This window comes from Advenella alkanexedens, assembly GCF_019132845.1.
GTDB lineage: Bacteria > Pseudomonadota > Gammaproteobacteria > Burkholderiales > Burkholderiaceae_B > Advenella > Advenella alkanexedens.
In genome coordinates this window covers 15,624-34,263 of sequence record NZ_JAHSPR010000003.1, presented here as the reverse complement: position 1 = coordinate 34,263, position 18,640 = coordinate 15,624, and the positions used below count along the sequence as shown (strand labels likewise).

Sequence of the window (18,640 nt, the reverse complement as noted above, 5' to 3'; positions counted from 1 at the left end):
TTGTGTTCGCCTCAATCATGCCTTGACGATCGTTTTCCGAGGTTTTTTTGTGTTTATTGTCCATTCCCGCTTACGCGACAGCGTCAGGCCGGTTGTGCTATTGCCTGTTCTTGCACCTGCTTCAAATATCAGGCCCGCGCCCAGGCATTAAGTCTTTCCGGCGATCCGTGAATCGGTCAATGCATCGGTAACAATCGTCTATTACAGACTCTGGTAACGTCCGGCGTCACAATCAGTTTACGTCCGTGCTTTGTTACCTATAAATATAAATAGATATATAAATTCACAAATGACAGATTTTAATTTTATTTGCCTATCACGTTTTCGCCTGTCTGTTTTGGCCTGCCCTACGGTAGCCGGTGCCCTATTTGGTACTGCCTGGGCCAATACCAGCGTTGCCAGTGTTACCCAATTGGAGCCCATTGTGGTAACGGCATCGGCAAGCGAGCGTTTGTTGGAGGATGCACCCGCCAGTGTCACGGTGTTAAACAGCGAGGAGCTGAGTCATCGGCCGATTTATGATGTGGCTCAGGCGGTGGAGGGCACCCCTGGTGTTACGTTGAGTAGCGTTGGCATTAATGGCAAGGGTATTTCAATCCGCGGCATGAAAACAGACCACACCCTGGTCCTGTATGACGGCATGCGTATCAACCAGTCGGGTCCCCTTATTTTTGGTTCGGATTTTGAACACGGCTGGATGCCGGCGGAAGCCATTGAACGTATTGAAATTGTCCGTGGTCCCATGTCTTCGCTTTACGGTTCCGAGGCGCTTGGGGGAGTCGTCAACGTGATATCACGACGTGCCACCGATGAGTGGGTCAGTGTTTTTTCTGCCGATGGCGTTTTTCCCCGCACCAGTCGGGGCGGTGACCGTCACCGTCTGGGTGCCTATATTTCAGGTCCACTGGTACAGGACGTGCTTGGCCTGACGGTGTCCGGGCAATATCAACATACGCAGGCCTTATACACGCCTCAAAGTGCAACGCCCACGGCTTTTCATGAGACCTCCATGGGGTACCGGAAAGACCTGTTGGGCACGGTGGGATTAACCTGGACCCCTGATGACAGGCAACGCCTGGACGCCACCATGAGTGTCGGCAAAGAAGATCGTTGGCGCAATAGCACCACTTACCGTTCAGATGACAATATTCGCCGGCAGCGCCTTTCCCTGTCTCATTCCGGAGACTGGGACTGGGGGAAAAGTGAAGTCAAGGTGTACCGCTCCAACCTCAAGCGTGTCAATGACCGGACAGACGGTGGCAGCACCGGCCCGCACCAGTTTACCGATAAGGTTGCCAGCGGCATGATCAGCTTTGAGCCATTGGCCGGACACACCGTTACGCTGGGCGGTGAATTGCGCAAGGAAATCCTGGAAGACCCCACCGTGAATGCGTCCGGTCGGGAAAATGCCACTCACAAGGCTTTCTTCCTGCAGGATGAAATGATGCTGGGGGAAAACTGGGAGTTGCTGCTGGGTAGCCGTTTCGATCATCATCCCAATTATGGCTGGCAGACCAGTCCGCGTGCCTATGTACTGTATCACTTCAATGATGAGCTGGTTTTCAAGGGTGGTGTGGGCAAGGGTTTTCGGGCTCCCACACTTAAACAGCTGTCACCCGGATATCGCGGTACATGGGGGCGGGGTTCAGAAATCTTCGGCAACCCAGACCTGAAGCCCGAGACCTCGGTGTCGTATGAAGCGGGGTTTGATTATACCGGTGACCGCTGGCAGGCCAATGCCATGCTGTTTTTGAATCAGGTGGATGACCTGATTGATAGCAACTGTGTGTCCGGGTGTGGCGGCAAACTCAAAACGTACGAGTACATTAACATCAACAAGGCTCGCATTAGCGGCCTGGAGCTGGTCTTTGGGGTTGAGCTGCCCTGGAACCTGCATCTGAAAACCAACTATACCTATCTGGATGCGGTGGATCGCACCAGCAAAACGCGCCTGACGGACCGACCGCGCCATACCGCCAATGCCACATTGAACTGGCAACCGGCAGATGACTGGGACGCCAGCCTCAGGTGGCAGTATGTCGGTTCACAACGGACGACTTCAGGGTCGGGGTATCAGCCTGCCTATTCAATCCTTTCCCTGTACGGCAGTTACGATGTCAACCGTCATGTGACCTTGCATGCAGGTATCGAAAACCTCACTGACAAGCGTCTGGCCGATGAGTCCGCAGATTATGTGTTCAGTGATGAAGGACGTCGCCTGTTTGTTGGTATGGAAATGAGGTTCTGATCCTATGCGCAAGTTTATGCTTAACTTATGGATATTGTTGTGGTGGTGTTTGGGGGGTGCCGGGCTTGTCCCGGCCCAGGCGGCAGCTGACGTTTCTGCTCCGCTTGTCAAGGTGGTCACCAACCGTTCGGTGCTACCGGCCAAATTTCAGGTGCTGGCTCCGATTGCCGAACGTGCCGGTGTCCGGCTTGAGCATGTGGATGTTGGGACGATAGGTGCACCTGCCGGGCAATGGTTGCTGGCCGCCAGCCTGGTGGTGCTGGATACACCGCGCCCCAGTGCCCGTGCCGAAGTGGATGGCGCGATTGGCGAAAATCTGAAGATGGGGAATATCCCCTGGCTCAGGGTTGGCAGCCGTGTTGAAGACTTTGGTGGCATGACGGCCGAACAGGCCCGGCAACTGTCCAGCTATTACACCAACGGCGGTACCGGCAATTACGGCTTGTTTTTCCAGGCCGCCAAAGACCTTGCCGAAGGCCGTTCCATTGCCTCGCTGCCGGCTGCCGAACCGGTGCCTGAGACGGGGTTTTATCATCCGGCCGCCCCGCAGGTATTCGAGTCGCTTGAGCCTTACCTGGCCTGGGCCCGGGCACGCATGCCCCAGCCCGTTGGCCACGTTGCCTTCCTGATTCACAATGGCGTGGTCAGTGACATGCAGACGCAGCTTATTGATGCCCTGATTGCCGCATCTGAAGCCAGAAACATCTTGCCTGTTGCCTTCTGGTATGACAGTAACGACCCCAAGGCGTTGACGAAAGTGGTCAAGCCGGCCGGTGCCGATGCGATGGTCAACCTGCGCATGACGCAGAACAGCACCGAGCGCGCTGCCGAACTGGCGCAACTGGGTATCCCCGCGATCCAGACCCTGACCTATCGTGAGGGTGATCAGGTCCAATGGCTGGCAGCGCCCAGTGGTGTGGCGCAAAGGGTTGTGCCGATCTTTATGGCCATTCCTGAAACCTGGGGCATGAGCGACCCGATGGTGCTGTCTGTCTTGCAGGACGGAGCAGCGGTGCCCATGGCCGAACAGGTGGACGGTTTGCTGGATAAATTGCGCAAGTTGATTGAGTTGCGCCGTAAGCCTGCCAGCGACAGGCAGCTGGCACTGATGTTCTGGAATTACCCACCCGGTGAGCGCAATTTTGGTGCTTCCCACCTGAATGTCCCGGTCAGTATTGAAAATATTACCGGGGCGCTGAAGCAGGCGGGCTACGACATTGATCCCATCAAGGAAGTCGACATGATTGAAAAAGGCCAGGCCATGCTGTCCATGCTGTACCGAAGCAGCCCGCCAGAAGACCTGCTGGCCCGTGACCTGGCAGCGGTGCTGCCGGTGTCACAATACCAGGCATGGCTGGACAAACTGCCGGCCGGGCCACGCGAGGGCATGGCGGTTTGGGGGAATCCGGCAGACCATTGGGCGGTACGCACGGTGGATGGCGTGCCTGCGTTCGTGATTCCCAGAATGAAGTTGGGTAAGCTGGTGATCATGCCACAAATGCCCAGGGCCGCGGAAATGGGCAGTCATTACCACGATGAATCGAAAGCACCCGATCATTTGTACATGGCGGCTTATTTGTGGGTGCGCGAAGTGTTCAGTGCCAACGCCCTGATCCATCTGGGCACGCATGGCACCCAGGAATGGTTGCCCGGCAAGGACAGGGGGCTTTCCATGCGTGACTATCCCTTCCTGGCATTGGGAGATTTACCTGTTTTCTACCCTTATATCCAGGATAACGTCGGTGAGGCGCTACAAACGCGGCGCCGGGGCAGGGCGGTGTCCATCAGTCATCAAACACCGCCTTTCGCACCGGCAGGGCTTTATGACGAACTGCGCGATATGCTGACGCTTATAGAGGAGTATGAGCAGCTGGACGAAGGTGCCGTGCAGCAGGCGGTCATGGAAAAAATCCTGGCCGCCACACGTGATTCCAGCCTGATTCAGGATTTGGGCTGGCAGGAAAGCCAGGCACGTGAGGATTTTTCGGGTTTTCTGCAGGTTTTGCACGATCACTTGCAGTCACTGGCCCAAACCGCCATGCCACTGGGGCTGCATCGTTTTGGCCAGCCTTCTGCGCCGGAGCACCGGCTTTTCGTGGTGATGCAACAGCTGGGACAGCCTTTTTATGAGGCGCTGGGCTTGCCGGATGGGGTGTTGGCGGAAGATTTCACGAAGCTGCAAAGCAGTGTTCCTTATCAAACCCTGAGCCGTTACTTGCGTGAGGGTGAAGATATTGCCACGGCTGTGCCTGAACTTCAGGCGCATCTGCGGCGTGCCCAAGAGCTGGACGCAGGCCTGGCTGATACCGGCGAGATGGAAGCGTTATTAAGCGGCTTGTCGGGCGGTTTCGTGTTGCCGGGGCCGGGGGGCGATCCCATACGCCGTCCCGGTTTGGCCAGCGGCCGTAATCTGTATGCGCTGGAACCCGATAAATTGCCCACGCCTGCCGCTTATGAAAGCGGTGGCACGGCATTGATGCAGCTGGTGGATACTTATCGCAGCGAGCATCAGGGCGTCTGGCCCCAACGCCTGGCATTCAGCCTGTGGGCGGGTGAGGCGGTGCGTCATCAAGGCATTACCGAAGGGCAGGTTTTACAGGCGCTGGGTCTGAAACCGGTATGGGCGCGCAATGGCCGGATTTCCCGTCTGGAGATCATTCCTGCCACTACGCTGGGCCGGCCGCGTATTGATGTTGTCATTCAGACAACGGGTGTGTACCGGGATCAGTTTGACGGTTTTATGCGCTTGCTGGCCGAGGCCATGAATCGGCTTGCGGAGCTGGACGAACCGGATAATCCGGTTGCGTCCAATACAAAGCGGATCACGGCTGAATTGCTGGCATCGGGCATGTCTGCAAACGAGGCCGGGCAGGCTGCCCGCTATCGGATTTTCAGCAGTGCGCCGGGCAATTATGGCACGGGCCTGCCCGGCATGATGCAGCAATCCACCCAGTGGGAAGGGGATGCCGCCTTGGCCGGGCAGTTCCTGAGTCGCATGCAGTATGCCTATGGCAGTGAAGGCTGGGCCATCAAGCCGTCTTCGGTCAACCTGCTGGCGGCCCAGTTGCGGGGCACCGATGCAGCGGTCATGTCACGCACCTCAAATATACATGGCGTGCTTTCCACCGACCACCCATTTGAATTTCTGGGTGGGCTGTCGGTGGCGATCCGGCATCTGGATGGCAAAAGCCCACCACTGTATATCTCTGATTTGCGCCACAAAGAACCCAAGACCACTTCCATGCAAGCCTTTCTTTCCAACGAAATGCGGGTCAGATACCTGAATCCGCACTGGATACAGGGCATGCAAACTGAAGGTTATGCCGGTACGCTGGAGGTTGTGGATACGGTTAACAACCTGTTTGGCTGGCAGGCCGTAGACCCGGCTACCGTGCGGCCCGATCAATGGCAGGCCATCTTCGACACTTATATTGAAGATACCCGCCAATTGGGTACGAATGAGTGGTTTGAGCAACACAACCCAACCGCCCAGGCGCAGTTGCTGGAACGCATGGCCGAAGCCATACGCAAAGGCTATTGGGATGCGCCCGAAGCCACCCGGCAGGCGCTGGCCGAGCGCTGGCAGGAACTGGTGCAGCAGTTCGATGTCACGGCCGGAGATTCGCTGACACAGGCTTTTGTGGCGGACATGGCCCAGGGCTTTGGCCTGGTGCAAGCGGCTGCAGAAATGGATGCCGCAACACCTGACTCCGCTTCTGCCGCCGACACCCAGGCACCGTCTGTGGTTAGTGGCCAGGTTATGCAGGCGGTGGAAACGGCACCGCCATCGTTTCCCTGGATGCTGGTTTTTTCATTTGTCCTGTTGGGGGCAGCCACCTTGTATGGTGCCCTGCGCCAATGGCGCGGGACCCGTACAGGGCATGCGCATGCATAATTTTTTTTGGAGTATTAAATGAACTTTCTTGAATCAGGCCTGTACGAACTTGCCAGTCTTTTCCTTGCACCCGTACTTGTAATGATTTTGTTGTGCCTGTTGTATTCCTTCGCTTCGCTGGGTGGCTTTGCGGTTGAGTGGTGGCAAAGACGCCAGCAACGTGCGCAATGGGTGCTACGCCGGCGGCATGCCAGCCATGGTGGCACTGCAGATGATCTGGAACTATGGATTATGCATCGCCTGGAACTGTTGCGTATTGTGTCGCGCACGGCACCCATGCTGGGTTTGATTGCCACCATGATACCCATGGGGCCAGCCTTGCTGGCGCTTGGCGGGGGCAATGCCGCCGGTGTTGGCGAGAACCTGGTGACCGCTTTTTCTGCGGTTATTTTGGCATTGATTGCCGCCAGCATTACGTTTTTCATTTTGACGGTGCGGCGGCGTTGGCTGTTACAGGAACTGCGTGAGCTGGAACGCCAGGGCCTGCTTGTCATGCAGGAGGCCTAAGCATGCGATTTCTGGAATCTGATGACGCAGACGATCCCATCCTTTCGGTGGTTAATATGATTGACCTGTTTCTGGTGGTGATTGGTATTTTGATGGTGGTGGTTGCCCTTAACCCGCTTAATCCGTATGCCGCCCAGGATGTGATTGTGATTGAAAATCCTGGCAAGGCCAATATGTCCATGACGATTAAAGAGGGTGAAGAGCTGACCCGTTATGAGTCCAATGGTGAAATCGGGCAGGGGCAGGGTGTAAAAGCCGGCATTACCTACCGGCTTGATGACGGGCGCATGATTTATGTGCCTGAAACGGTTGCCGCCCGTTAAAAAAATCTTCGTTGTTTAACGTGCTAGCCGTTTGCCCTGGATAGGGTGAACGGTTTTTAATTAATTTTGGTGCCGGTAGTCTTGGTAAGGTTTTGCCATTTGATGGCTTCCTGTTTGATGAAAGCCGCGAAATCTTCAGGGGTATCGTGTACGGAGCCAGAACCGGTTTCATCCTGAATGCGTTTGTATTCTTTTGTTTGCATGAAATCAAGGATGGTCCAGTTCAGTTTGTTGATGACATTCGTTGATGTGTTGGCAGGTGCAAACAGGCCGTACCAGGCAGAGATTTTCACGTCTGGCAGCCCGGCTTCGGCAAACGTGGGTACGTTGGGCAAGAGCTTGGAGCGTTCAGGGCTGGTAATGGCGATAGGGCGCACTTTGCCTGCCCTGATATGCGGCACAATGGCAATGGTGCTGTCGAACATCATCGTGACGCGGCCTCGCAGAAGGTCTGCGATGGCCGGTGCGGTGCCTCTGTAAGGGACATGGATCATATCCAGCTTGCCGTTTATCCGAAACAGCTCGCCCGCCAGATGTTGCGTGGTGCCATTGCCGGCAGAAGCCCAATGAAAGTTGCCGTTCTGCCCCTTGATGTATGTCAGCAGTTCCTGCAGATTGTGGGCCGGAACGCTTGGGTTCACCACCAATACCAGTGGCACTTGCAACAGGCTGCTGATGGGCGTGAAGTCTTTCTGGGCGTCATAAGGCATTGTCGCGTTTAGATAGGGATTGATGACGATGGGGCCGCTGGACGTAAATAACAAGGTGTGGCCATCGGGTCTGGCGTTGGCCACCATATTGCTGCCAACATTACCACTTTCTCCGGCCTGGTTTTCAATGACAACCGGGCGGCCCAGTACTTTTTGCATATGTGCGGCCAGAGGGCGGGCCCCCATGTCTGAAGGGCCGCCGGGTGGCCAGGGCACCACCATGGTAATGGTATGTGACGGGAACGAGTTTGCCTTGGCAGCGCCGCTTGAAACGGCTATTGCCATGCCTGCTGCCGCCAGAAAGGGTTGCCATTTTATTTTCATTATTGGTCTCCTTTGGTTGTTTGTTTCATTATTAAAATATTCGGAGTTTCTTGTAAGTGGTTTTTACCATGATGTGGAATTTGGCGAAGTATAGGACAAATTATTGTTTTTAACCATGCATCAGGTGCATACCAGCTTTGCTTTGGCCGGGCCTTGATGGCACCAGGCTGAGGTGCCAGGACTTGGTGCTGTGTAAAAATCTCCCCCGCCAGACCGGTAGGTTAGCGGTGGGAGCAGGTTAAACCGGTGCGTTGTCAATTCTGGACAAGTCATCATTCACCGCAAATATTTTTCCATTCACATGGGGAATGCCAAAGCTCTTCAAACGGGCGGCGTGCATGTCCAGATAGGCCAGGGCACTGGATTTGTCCTGAAACAGGTAAATACCACCGGCCTCATTGGCACTTTCATTTTCTGTCCATATTTTCCAGATCAGACCGGGTTCTTTCGCAATAGATTGGGCCAGCTCATTCATTGTTCGGGTCATTTCCTGACCCCAGGGGCCGGTGTAGGGGAAGTCAACTTGGAGCAGGTATTTCATGTTTGCATGATTCCGTAGTTAGGGATGAAAGTCTCTAGTGTACTACCCAGAACTGCTTCCTCCAATGTTCTGCAAAGCAGGGTGTCTATGTGCGGGCAGCTAAACGGCTGTATGGCAAAGCTGGTATGTACCGGGCGCATGGGTGGATTCATTGGCATGCCATATACTGCGAAACCATAAGGCTGCAATCACATTTTCACAGGCAGTCCGGTTTCAAATTATCGGGTTCATATGCGTACACAATTATTTAAGAACTATATAGGTGGTCAGTGGGTGAGCGCTGAATCAGTCAGCACCAACCGTAATCCATCCAATATTAAAGACATTATTGGCGATTTTGGACAGGCGGATCTTGAGCAGGCGAAAACTGCCATTCAGTCTGCCAGGGATGCGTTCCCAGCCTGGGCCATGTTTTCCATGCAAGAGCGTTCCAATATCCTGGCCCGTGCCTCGGCCGAAATTCTGGCCCGCAAAGATGAGCTGGGCCGGCTGCTGGCCCGTGAAGAAGGCAAAACATTGCCTGAAGCAATTGGCGAAGTGGCCCGTGCCGGGCAGATATTCGGCTTTTTTGCCGGAGAAGTCTTGCGCATGGCCGGTGAAAAACTGCCTTCGGTACGCCCCGGGGTGGATATTGAAATTACCCGCGAACCTTTAGGCGTCATTGGTATTATCACGCCCTGGAACTTCCCGATTGCCATCCCTGCCTGGAAAATCGCACCTGCCCTGGCATACGGTAATACCGTTGTTTTCAAACCGGCTGAACTGGTACCAGCCAGTGCATGGACGCTGGTGGATATCCTGGCACGGGCGGGTTTGCCTGCCGGTGTACTGAATCTGGTGATGGGACGTGGTTCGGTGGTGGGCGAAGCAATCGTGAGCAGCCAGGATGTGGACGGGGTTTCTTTTACCGGTTCGGTCGTCACCGGGCAGGCTATTGCGGCCAAAGTGGTGGCCCGCATGGGCAAGGTGCAGCTGGAAATGGGCGGCAAGAACCCGCTGGTTGTTACTGATGATGCCGATCTGGATGTGGCGGTGGAATGCGCGATCCAGGGCTCCTATTTTTCAACGGGGCAGCGTTGCACGGCCTCTTCACGGCTGATTGTCACGCCTGGTATTCATGACCGTTTTGTCCAGGCCATGCAAGAACGTCTGGCTGCCCTGAACGTGGATGATGCGCTGGCCGCGGGCACCGATATTGGCCCCGTGGTTGACCAGAATCAGCTGGAAACCGACCTGTCTTATATCAATATTGGTGTGGAAGAAGGCGCGCGCCTGGTGTATGGGGGCGAGCGCTTGCAACGCCAGCATGACGGATTCTACCTGTCTCCGGCCCTGTTTGTGGATGTGGACAATAGGATGCGCATTGCACGGGAAGAAATTTTCGGGCCGGTTGCCGCCGTGATTCGTGCCACTGATTATGAGCATGCCCTTGAACTGGCTAACGATACCTGCTTTGGCCTGTGTGCCGGGATCGTAACCACTTCACTGAAACTGGCCACACATTTCAAACGCCATGCCCAAGCAGGCATGGTGATGGTGAACCTGGCGACTGCCGGGGTAGATTATCACGTTCCTTTTGGTGGTCGTAAGGGCTCCAGTTATGGGCCACGCGAGCAGGGCAGGTATGCCGCCGAGTTCTACACCACCGTGAAAACCGCTTATGTGAATGCCTGATTGGCTTTTTGAACTAAAAACCATCAACCCCCCGACTTGATTAACGAGTTTTTCCATTAATACTTGAAGTAGATACATAACATGACGATTGCTCAAACGCCTGATATTCCTTCCCGCAATGGTGGCCAGATTCTGGTTGAGGCACTGCGCTATAACCAGGTTGATACCGTGTACTGTGTACCCGGAGAAAGTTACCTGCCGGTGCTGGATGCCCTGCACGATGCTTCGCAAATCCGCACCATTGTGACTCGCCATGAGGGTGCCGCTTCCAATATGGCCGATGCCTATGGCAAACTCACAGGCCGGCCGGGTATTGCTTTTGTCACCCGGGGACCGGGGGCGACTCATGCCAGTAATGGCGTGCATACCGCCAAACAGGATTCTACCCCCATGATTCTATTTGTGGGCCAGGTGGAAACCACCATGAAAGAGCGTGAGGGTTTTCAGGACGTGGATTACCGCCAGATGTTTGGTGGTCTGGCCAAATGGGCCACCGAGATTGAAGACATTGAGCGTATCCCCGAAGTGGTGGCACGTGCGTTCAGTGTTGCCATGTCGGGCCGGCCCGGGCCGGTGGTAGTGGCTTTGCCCGAAGATATCCTTTTCAATGCGGCCACGGTGGCAGATGCCCCGCCGGTACGCATTAGCCATGCTGCGCCTTCGCAAGAAGACCTGGATGAACTGGCCGGTTTGCTGGCCCAGGCCAAACAACCCTTGTTGGTGGTGGGTGGCACTGGCTGGACGCCAGAGGCAAGCCGTGATCTTGCTAGTTTTGTTCAAGCTTATAATTTGCCGGTGACCGCTTCGTTCCGTCGTCAGGACTTGTTTGATAATCGCGATGCGCATTATGTTGGCCAGCTGGGCCTGGGTACTTCGCCCCAATTGGCTGAGCGGGTCAAACAGGCTGATCTGTTGCTGGTACTGGGCTCACGCCTGACTGATACCCCTACGGCAGGATACAGCCTGGTCACCTCGCCCAGCCCCGGGCAGACCCTGGTTCATTTACATGTCGACCCGGCTGAACTCAACCGTGTTTTTGTGGCGCATTTGCCCATCAATAGCAGCATGCCTGCTGCTGCCGCCGCATTGGCCAGTCTGAAACCGCAGGCTGAGCCGGTCTGGGCCAAGTGGACAGAAACCGCCCATGCCGATTACCTGGTCCATTCCACACCGCAGGCACCCGTAGCCGACTATAAAGGCGTGGATATGGGGGCGGTTGTCGGGCATTTGAATACCGTGTTGCCGGAAGATGCCATCATTGCCAATGGTGCAGGCAACTATACCGTGTGGGTCCATCGCTTTTTCCGCTATCGCCAGCCCGCCACGGAACTGGCACCCACCAATGGGGCTATGGGCTATGGCCTGCCGGCGGCCATTGCAGCCAAGTTGCATGCCCCCGAAAAAACCGTGGTCTGTTTTGCCGGTGATGGCTGCTTCATGATGTATCCGCAAGAACTGGCCACTGCCATGCAGTTTGGCGCGCCCGTGGTGGTGATTGTGGTTAATAACGGGATGTTTGGCACCATTCGCATGCACCAGGAGCGGGAGTATCCGGGCCGGGTTTCCGGCACGGCGCTGTCCAATCCGGACTTTGTTACGTTTGCCCATGCGTTTGGTGCCTATGCCGAACGGGTACAGGAAACCGCAGACTTTCCGGCCGCTTTTGAGCGGGCACTGGCTTCAGGTAAACCTGCCTTGCTGGAGCTTTGCACCGATCCGGCACAAATTAACCCGCAAGTGCGTCTGGCATCTGTTTAGGTTGCCGGTGGTGTGACAGGCAAAGGGCCGGAGTGCAGGGCGGCATCAAGTTCTGTGTCCGGCCAGAGCCGGTTTTGTACCAGCTCAGTCACGGTGTGCCTGATGATCTGATTGATTTGCCAGGTTTCTGAAGCGTCTCTTGGCGTTTTGCCCATTAACAGCGCCACACAGCGGCTGATACCCGGTTCGGTAAGGCGATAGGTTTTAAGGCGGCCGGCGTTAACATCATCTATCACGGCGGCTAGCGGCAGTATGGTGCAGCCGCAACCGTCCATCACCAGCTGTTTGGTCATGGTGGTGGAACCATCGCATTCCAGCGCCAGCTTCAGGGAAAAACCATGGCGGGCGGCTGCGGTTTCAGCCATAAGCCGTATGCCGTGATGGGTACTGGGCAGGATCAGGGGGATATCAGCCAGCTGGCTGAGCGGTACGCTATTGGCTACCGGGAGCGTGAAGTCGGGTGGCGTGATCAGCCAGATGCCTTCATGCAGCAAAGGGTCGTAAGGCAGGGCACCGGCATGTTCAGGGCGATACAGCAACAGCAGATCAATTTCACCATCATTGAGACCGCTTAACAGCTGGCTGGCCAGTCCTTCAATGAAACGTATTCGGGTATTGGGGTAACGCGTCCTGAACGCATGATAAAGCCTGCCAAAGGTCATTCTGGCAATCGTGGGTTGGGCCCCGATGTGCAGTCTGGCAGGGCCGGTTCCGGTTTCTTTTTGCATGGCCCGCATGGCGGTTTCCAGTGTGCTGGAAATGGTTTGGGCATAAACCATTAATTGCTGCCCGCGTTCAGTTAGCGTTACACCACGCCCGCTGCGATGGAACAGACGGCCGCCCACTTCGGATTCCAGCATGCTTACCCGCCGGCTCACCGTAGACTGGTCCATCCCTTTTTCAATGGCAGCACGGGAAATGCTGCCTGCGTGCACAACCGCGGCAAATAGTGCCAAATCATCGGAGTTCATAAGGAGATTTTAACGCAGTAACAGGATTGGTTTTGTTGAGCGGGTAATAAGCCTGGTGGTGGTGCTGCCAATAAAAAACTGGCGTATTTTTGAGTGGCCATAGGCACCCACCACAAGCAGGTCTATCTGATGCAATGCGGCATAACTCATGATTGATTTATCCACTTCGCCTTCCAGTGTGTTTGTGGTGACGGTAAAGCCTTGTGATGCCAGTTGTTCTTTGGCCCAGGACAGCTGGTTTTGCATTTCCTGGCTGGGCTGGCCCACATAAACCAAAAAGGCGGCCAGCCCCTTAAGAAGCGGGCTTGATGCAATTTGTTCAATACATTTTCTTGCCGTCGGGCTGCCATCAAAAGCCACCAGAAAAGATTGGGGCGTCTGGAATGGAGAAGTGGCGATCAATACCGGTTTATAAATCGCACGGACAACATTTTCAATTTGTGTTCCGATTTTGTCGGAGCGCAATTCGGTTTGCGTGCCATGTTTTCCCATCACCAGCACACGGATATCTTCTTCCAGTGCAACCACTGTTTCCAACAGGCTACCATGGCGCTGGAAACCATGAGTTTTAAGATTGAATTTATGTAGCAGGTATTTGCCGGCTTCTTCAAGCAAGACCTTGCCATGCTTGATTTCAATTTTTCCCTTGCGCTCTTCCAGTTCTACCAGTTCCTGCAACAGCGTTTCCCGGCTGCCAAAACCAATGGCGCCACTTAAGTCTTGCGGGGCCTGGGCCTTGGGGGCATCAATAACATGCAAAAGTTCAAGGGGTGCATTCAGTTTATGGCTGAACCAGGCGGCGTAATCACAAACGGTATGGGTACCGGGTGAGCCATCAATACATGCAATAATTTTTGACACGGTATAAGCTCCTTTTAGTGCTTGCCCAATTGATCCAGGGCATCCGGTTTAAGGTGAACGCCGAATTTTTCAATCATGGTCTGGCTTGCTTCATTCATGCCAATCACGTTTACTTGCGTACCTTCACGCTTGAACTTGATGACCACTTTATCAACGGCGGCCACCGCGGAAACATCCCAGAAATGAGCCTGGCTGATATCAATCACGACGTTTGAAAGCGCTTCCCTGAAATCAAATGCCGCTGTGAATTTTTCGGCAGAACTGAAGAAAACTTGCCCCTTAATCACGTAAGTACGCGTGTTTCCCGTGTCATCCAGGGTTGATTGGACCGACATGTAGCGTTCAATTTTATTGGCAAAAAACAAAGCCGACAGCAAGACGCCAATCAGCACGCCATAAGCCAGGTTATGGGTGGCAACCACAACAGCCACCGTTGCAATCATAACAATATTGCTCGAGAGCGGGTAGGTGCGAATATTTTTAAGCGAATCCCAGTTAAACGTGCCAATTGATACCATGATCATGACAGCCACCAATGCCGCCATGGGGATGACCTTTAACCAGTCACTAAGAAAAACCACCAGAATTAACAGGAAAATACCGGCACAGAATGTAGACAAACGGGTACGGCCCCCCGATTTCACGTTAATTACCGACTGGCCAATCATGGCACAACCGGCCATGCCACCCATGAATCCGGCGGCAATATTGGCCACCCCCTGGCCCTTGCATTCACGGTTTTTATCACTGGAGGTGTCTGTCAGGTCATCAACAATCGTGGCGGTCATCATTGATTCAAGTAAACCCACGGCCGCCAAGGCAATGGCATAAGGAAAAATAATGTTGAAGGTTTCAAGGTTTAGGGGAATGTCGGGAAGCAGGAAGACCGGCAGCGTGTCGGGTAACTGCCCCATATCACCCACGGTACGGATATCCAGCCCAAGAATGACTGCCACCAAGGTCAGGACCAAAATTGTGACCAAGGGCGAAGGAATTAAGGCGCCAATTTTAGGAACCAGCGGGAATAAATAAATAATGGCCAGCCCTGCTGCCGTCATGGCATAAACAGGCCAGGTCACATTCGTCAGCTCGGGCAACTGCGCCATGAAAATAAGGATGGCCAGTGCATTAACGAATCCAATCACGACCGATTTGGAGACAAACCGCATCAGCTCAGCTAATTTAAGGTAACCCGCGATAATTTGAATGACACCGGTCAGGATTGTGGCTGCCAGCAAATATTCCAGGCCATGCTCTTTGACCAAGGTGGTCATTAATAAAGCCATGGCTGCTGTGGCGGCGGAAATCATGCCTGGCCTTCCACCAAAAAAAGAGATGACAACAGCGATACAGAACGAGGCGTATAAGCCGATTTTGGGGTCTACCCCGGCAATAATGGAAAAGGCGATGGCTTCAGGTATTAAAGCCAACGCAACCACCATACCCGACAGCACATCGCCACGGATATTCGAGAACCATTGTTCTTTGACATTGGAAAACATAGGAATAGGAATCCGTAATGAAGTTTGGCCCCGCATTATAGACCGGGTTGAACGGGACCGCGCTGTTTTATGGCATAAGCGCTTATTGCTGCAGGCTTAAGGCCGAATTCTCCAAATGGGTTTTCAGGCTTTCTTTTAGATCCTGTGCTGCTTGCATTAATTGTTGTAAAACGTTTTGTATGGACATGAGTGCTTTTTATTATGCTTTTTATTAATGAATGTTCAGCGTTATGTACGCTTGCCCTTTATTTTAAAACTTGGCGCAGCTTTTTCACTGCGCTTAGGAGTTGTGCCTCAGTAAAACCGCCGAATCCGAGCATTAGGCCAGAAAGTTGTAGATTGTCTGAACACATCGGTGAGAGGGCGCGCACAGAGATACCCGCTGTGCTTGCTGCAGATGCAATTGCTACATCATCCTGGCCTTCAGGAAGCGAGACAACGATATGCATGCCTTGGTCGGCAGGTTGAACTTTTAACTCGGGTATCTCTCTTTGGAGTGCATCAATTAACACTTGACGCCGCTCTCCGTAGATTGCCCGAATTCGCCGGATGTGAGTGTCAAAATAACCCTCCTTCATGTAGGCTGCGACAACGTGCTGTTCCGTTAATGGTGAGCTTCGACCTAACAGGGAACGAGCCCCTATGAAGGATTTGAGAAGAAACCCGGGAACCACGATGTATCCAAGGCGCAGCGAGGGAGCCAGCACTTTGCTGAATGTACCCAGGTAAATCACCCGCTTGGGGGCCAGACCCTGCATTGCAGGAAAGGGCTGTCCGGTATAACGCAACTCGCTGTCGTAGTCGTCTTCAACAATCCAGCTATCATACTGCCGTGCCCAATCGATCAGCGCAAGGCGTCGGGGCATGCTCATTGGCATCCCGAGGGGATATTGGTGTGACGGGGTAACAAACGCAGCACGGGCGGCAGGGCATGTTTCCAACGCACTGGCAAGATTCATCCCCTGGGTATCTACGGGTATCCGGCTCACTTGGACACCACGGTCTTGCAGTACAGCGGTTAGCCCGGGATAAGCGGGATCTTCAGCCCAGGCCAAGTCACCCGGAGCGAGTAAAACTTTGCTGGCCAGGTATAGGCCTTGCTGGGTACCCTCCGTAATAATGATGTTTTCAGCCTCACAATTCACGGCACGCGCCCGTCGCAAATAATCGGCAAGCGCTTCTCTCAAGGGGAGCAGGCCTTGCGGACAGGTATAGCCAGACGGAGCCGCCATTGGCGAAGTGCGGATTCGGTTGCCAAGTCTGCGCCAATGATCATCCATCGCGACCTCACCTCTTGGGACGGCGACTGAAAACGGTACGGATGGCAGCGGCGTTAGATGGTCTGCCATGGCGATGTAAAGGGAGGCTGATGTGGGAAGTGAGGGTGGTTGCTCTGTTTGTTGGTTAATGGTTCTTTGCGCAGGCGTATCCCATTCCTGGAGTCCGGCGGCAACGCGTGTGCTGGCACTGGCTTTAGTGTCCAGCAATCCCTCGGCTCGCAATTGCTCATAGGCTTCAGTTACCGTTCCACGTGACACGCCCAGTGAATCTGCTAACGCACGGCTGGAAGGCAAGCGTTCACCAGCCTTTAGCTCGCCTGTTGAAATGGCCTTGCGAAGTGAATCGGTAAGTTGTTGGCCAATGTGTCCCTTGGTGCGGTCGATGGTTCCCAGAGCGGGAATTTCAATGACAAGTGGACGTTTTGGCATTTGTTTTCCCCTTGGGTATTGCAAACTGGACTATTGATTTATTCATTATCTGGCCCTTAATTATAGACCAGTTAAGTGTGAAAATGAGCCCATTAACCGATAAAGAAGGAGTCATAATGCATTGTCCTGGCCTGTTTCGAGAAGAACGTATGGAGGTTCTCCATGGCTTGATAGCCGCCTATCCGCTGGCGACCCTGATAACTGCAGGCAGGGGTGGTTTGATGGCAAATTTAATTCCATTTTCGCTGCATGAAGGGGGTGATTATGGAATATTGCGCGCCCATCTTGCTCGAGGAAACAAGCAGCTTGAGGAACTATGCGAAGGCACCGAGATCTTGGTTGTCTTTCAGGGACCAGAAAGTTATGTGACACCATCGTGGTATCCGTCCAAGACAGAGCACGGGAAAGTTGTGCCCACTTGGAATTTTGTGATGGTTCAGGTGAGAGGGGATGCCCGGGTCATTAAGGATTCCGGTTGGATTCTCGCCCAGCTTGAACAGCTAACGAACAATCGTGAGCGTGAGCGGGAATATCCCTGGAAAGTCTCCGATGCGCCAGAGTACTTCATTGAGGCACAGCTCAAGGGTCTTGTTGGCATTGAGATTTCCATTCGTTCCATTGAAGGAAAGTGGAAGATCAGTCAAAATCGACTTTCAGTAGACCACCAGGGAGTTATTGACGGACTGAGAGCAGAGGGCGGTTGCCCCGCCATGGTGGCCTTGATGGAGCAACGGTAAGGGCACTGGTTCTGCGCAGAGTTACGGTCGTAATCTCTGCCATTTTTACTAGTTTGATGATTAGTCGCGTGGCGCTTACCGCTGCGGGCTTAAAGCCGAATTCTCCAAATGGGTTTTCAGGCTTTCTTCCAGACCCAGCTGGCGTGCCAGTTCGTCTAAATAAGCACGTTCCATGAAGCTGTCGGCGCCATTAACCAGCACGCTGGCCATATAGGCTTCGGCAGCCTGCTCGGGCGTTTTCACCAGCTTGGCAACAGTGGCCGGGTCAGCAGGGCCATTAATCTGGGCACGAATCCAGGCGTGCTCATCGGGTGATGCATTTAATCGGTCAAATTCGGCTTCCAGCAAGCGCTGTTCGTCGGCGTTGATATGGCCATCGGCTTTGGCGGCTGAAATCATCGCGCTCAGGATAAGCTTGCTGTGTTGCTCCAGTTCGGTGGCGGGCAGCTGCTTGAAGGCCTGGGTTTGATGGGCGATTTGTGCGGGTGCAGGTGCGGCAGGCGGCTGGCTGGTGGCTTGTTGTGGCTGGGCTTTGTTGCCCATCAATAAGGCTAACGCCCCACCGGTAAGGGCACCATCTGCAAAACCCTTAAGACTAGACGAGTTGCCTGAAGAAGAAGCCGGCTTGGCTTGTGAGTTGTTTTTCTCAGACATCAAGCCCTGTGCCGATTGCATCAATTGCTGTAAAACGTTTTGTATTGACATATGTCACTCTGGATTAAAAAAATGGTCAGGGCTAGATGATGAACAGCATAATTGGTTCATGAAAAAATAGTCTGATTTTCAACTCGGTTACTGAGGTAATCAGGTGTGGCCCCAATAATTGCTGACGCGATCAACACGGCAACAGCTGCTTTTTCAGGTATTTCCTGAATACGGG

General features: G+C 54.0%; 14 protein-coding genes. 7 read left to right on the top strand and 7 right to left on the bottom strand.

Annotated elements, in window-relative coordinates:
• The first annotated feature begins 289 nt into the window (after window positions 1-289).
• From KU392_RS04635 to KU392_RS04620, 4 genes are read left to right on the top strand one after another with little or no spacing between them, the layout of a single operon-like run.
• Complete coding sequence (locus KU392_RS04635) at window positions 290-2,248, top strand: TonB-dependent receptor domain-containing protein (protein WP_217734709.1); 1,959 nt, start codon at window positions 290-292, stop codon at window positions 2,246-2,248.
• Between the two features lie 4 nt (window positions 2,249-2,252).
• Window positions 2,253-6,143, top strand: a complete 3,891-nt coding sequence (cobN, locus tag KU392_RS04630; RefSeq protein ID WP_217734708.1) for a cobaltochelatase subunit CobN — start codon at window positions 2,253-2,255, stop codon at window positions 6,141-6,143.
• 18 nt (window positions 6,144-6,161) lie between these two features.
• Entirely contained in the window at window positions 6,162-6,650 is a 489-nt protein-coding gene (locus tag KU392_RS04625; protein WP_169293123.1) for a MotA/TolQ/ExbB proton channel family protein, read from the top strand.
• A gap of 2 nt (window positions 6,651-6,652) precedes the next feature.
• Window positions 6,653-6,973 carry a DUF2149 domain-containing protein gene (locus KU392_RS04620; RefSeq protein ID WP_169293124.1) on the top strand — a complete coding sequence of 107 codons (321 nt, stop codon included), beginning with the start codon at window positions 6,653-6,655 and terminating at the stop codon, window positions 6,971-6,973.
• A gap of 56 nt (window positions 6,974-7,029) precedes the next feature.
• Here KU392_RS04620 and KU392_RS04615 read toward each other — a convergent pair whose 3' ends face one another.
• Both KU392_RS04615 and KU392_RS04610 read right to left on the bottom strand, forming a co-directional pair.
• The gene (locus tag KU392_RS04615) at window positions 7,030-8,007 is read right to left on the bottom strand and encodes a Bug family tripartite tricarboxylate transporter substrate binding protein (protein WP_217734707.1); all 978 of its coding nucleotides are present in this window, start codon (window positions 8,005-8,007) and stop codon (window positions 7,030-7,032) included.
• A gap of 238 nt (window positions 8,008-8,245) precedes the next feature.
• The gene (locus KU392_RS04610) at window positions 8,246-8,548 is read right to left on the bottom strand and encodes a monooxygenase (RefSeq protein WP_217734706.1); all 303 of its coding nucleotides are present in this window, start codon (window positions 8,546-8,548) and stop codon (window positions 8,246-8,248) included.
• A 231-nt stretch (window positions 8,549-8,779) separates the two neighbouring features.
• Here KU392_RS04610 and KU392_RS04605 point away from each other — a divergent pair, with 231 nt between their 5' ends.
• Together KU392_RS04605 and KU392_RS04600 are read left to right on the top strand one after the other, a co-directional pair.
• Window positions 8,780-10,222: an aldehyde dehydrogenase family protein gene (locus KU392_RS04605; protein ID WP_217734705.1), complete on the top strand. Its 1,443-nt coding sequence runs from the start codon at window positions 8,780-8,782 to the stop codon at window positions 10,220-10,222.
• A gap of 81 nt (window positions 10,223-10,303) precedes the next feature.
• Window positions 10,304-11,980 (top strand): thiamine pyrophosphate-binding protein, encoded by a 1,677-nt coding sequence (locus tag KU392_RS04600; RefSeq protein ID WP_217734704.1) that lies wholly within the window; start codon window positions 10,304-10,306, stop codon window positions 11,978-11,980.
• Here the strand turns inward: KU392_RS04600 and KU392_RS04595 are convergent.
• The 4 genes from KU392_RS04595 to pdxR form a co-directional block, all read right to left on the bottom strand.
• A complete protein-coding gene (locus KU392_RS04595) occupies window positions 11,977-12,951 on the bottom strand; it encodes a LysR family transcriptional regulator (RefSeq protein WP_217734703.1) in 975 nt (324 codons plus the stop codon). The genes KU392_RS04600 and KU392_RS04595 overlap by 4 nt on opposite strands.
• Before the next feature lie 9 nt (window positions 12,952-12,960).
• Window positions 12,961-13,812, bottom strand: coding sequence for a universal stress protein (locus KU392_RS14410; protein WP_217734702.1), 852 nt, complete (start codon window positions 13,810-13,812; stop codon window positions 12,961-12,963).
• Window positions 13,813-13,826: 14 nt separating this feature from the next.
• Window positions 13,827-15,314, bottom strand: coding sequence for a SulP family inorganic anion transporter (locus KU392_RS04585; RefSeq protein ID WP_217734701.1), 1,488 nt, complete (start codon window positions 15,312-15,314; stop codon window positions 13,827-13,829).
• Between the two features lie 245 nt (window positions 15,315-15,559).
• Window positions 15,560-17,023, bottom strand: coding sequence for a MocR-like pyridoxine biosynthesis transcription factor PdxR (gene pdxR, locus KU392_RS04580; protein WP_217734700.1), 1,464 nt, complete (start codon window positions 17,021-17,023; stop codon window positions 15,560-15,562).
• On the opposite strand from pdxR, the gene KU392_RS04575 reads away from it, so the two are divergent.
• Entirely contained in the window at window positions 17,017-17,760 is a 744-nt protein-coding gene (locus KU392_RS04575) for an FMN-binding negative transcriptional regulator (RefSeq protein ID WP_246587319.1), read from the top strand. The two genes, pdxR and KU392_RS04575, sit on opposite strands and share 7 nt — an antisense overlap.
• Window positions 17,761-17,835: 75 nt before the next feature.
• Here the strand turns inward: KU392_RS04575 and KU392_RS04570 are convergent, their stop codons facing one another.
• On the bottom strand, window positions 17,836-18,465 hold the full coding sequence (locus KU392_RS04570; RefSeq protein ID WP_217734699.1) for a tellurite resistance TerB family protein: 630 nt from the start codon (window positions 18,463-18,465) through the stop codon (window positions 17,836-17,838).
• Window positions 18,466-18,640: the final 175 nt, after the last annotated feature.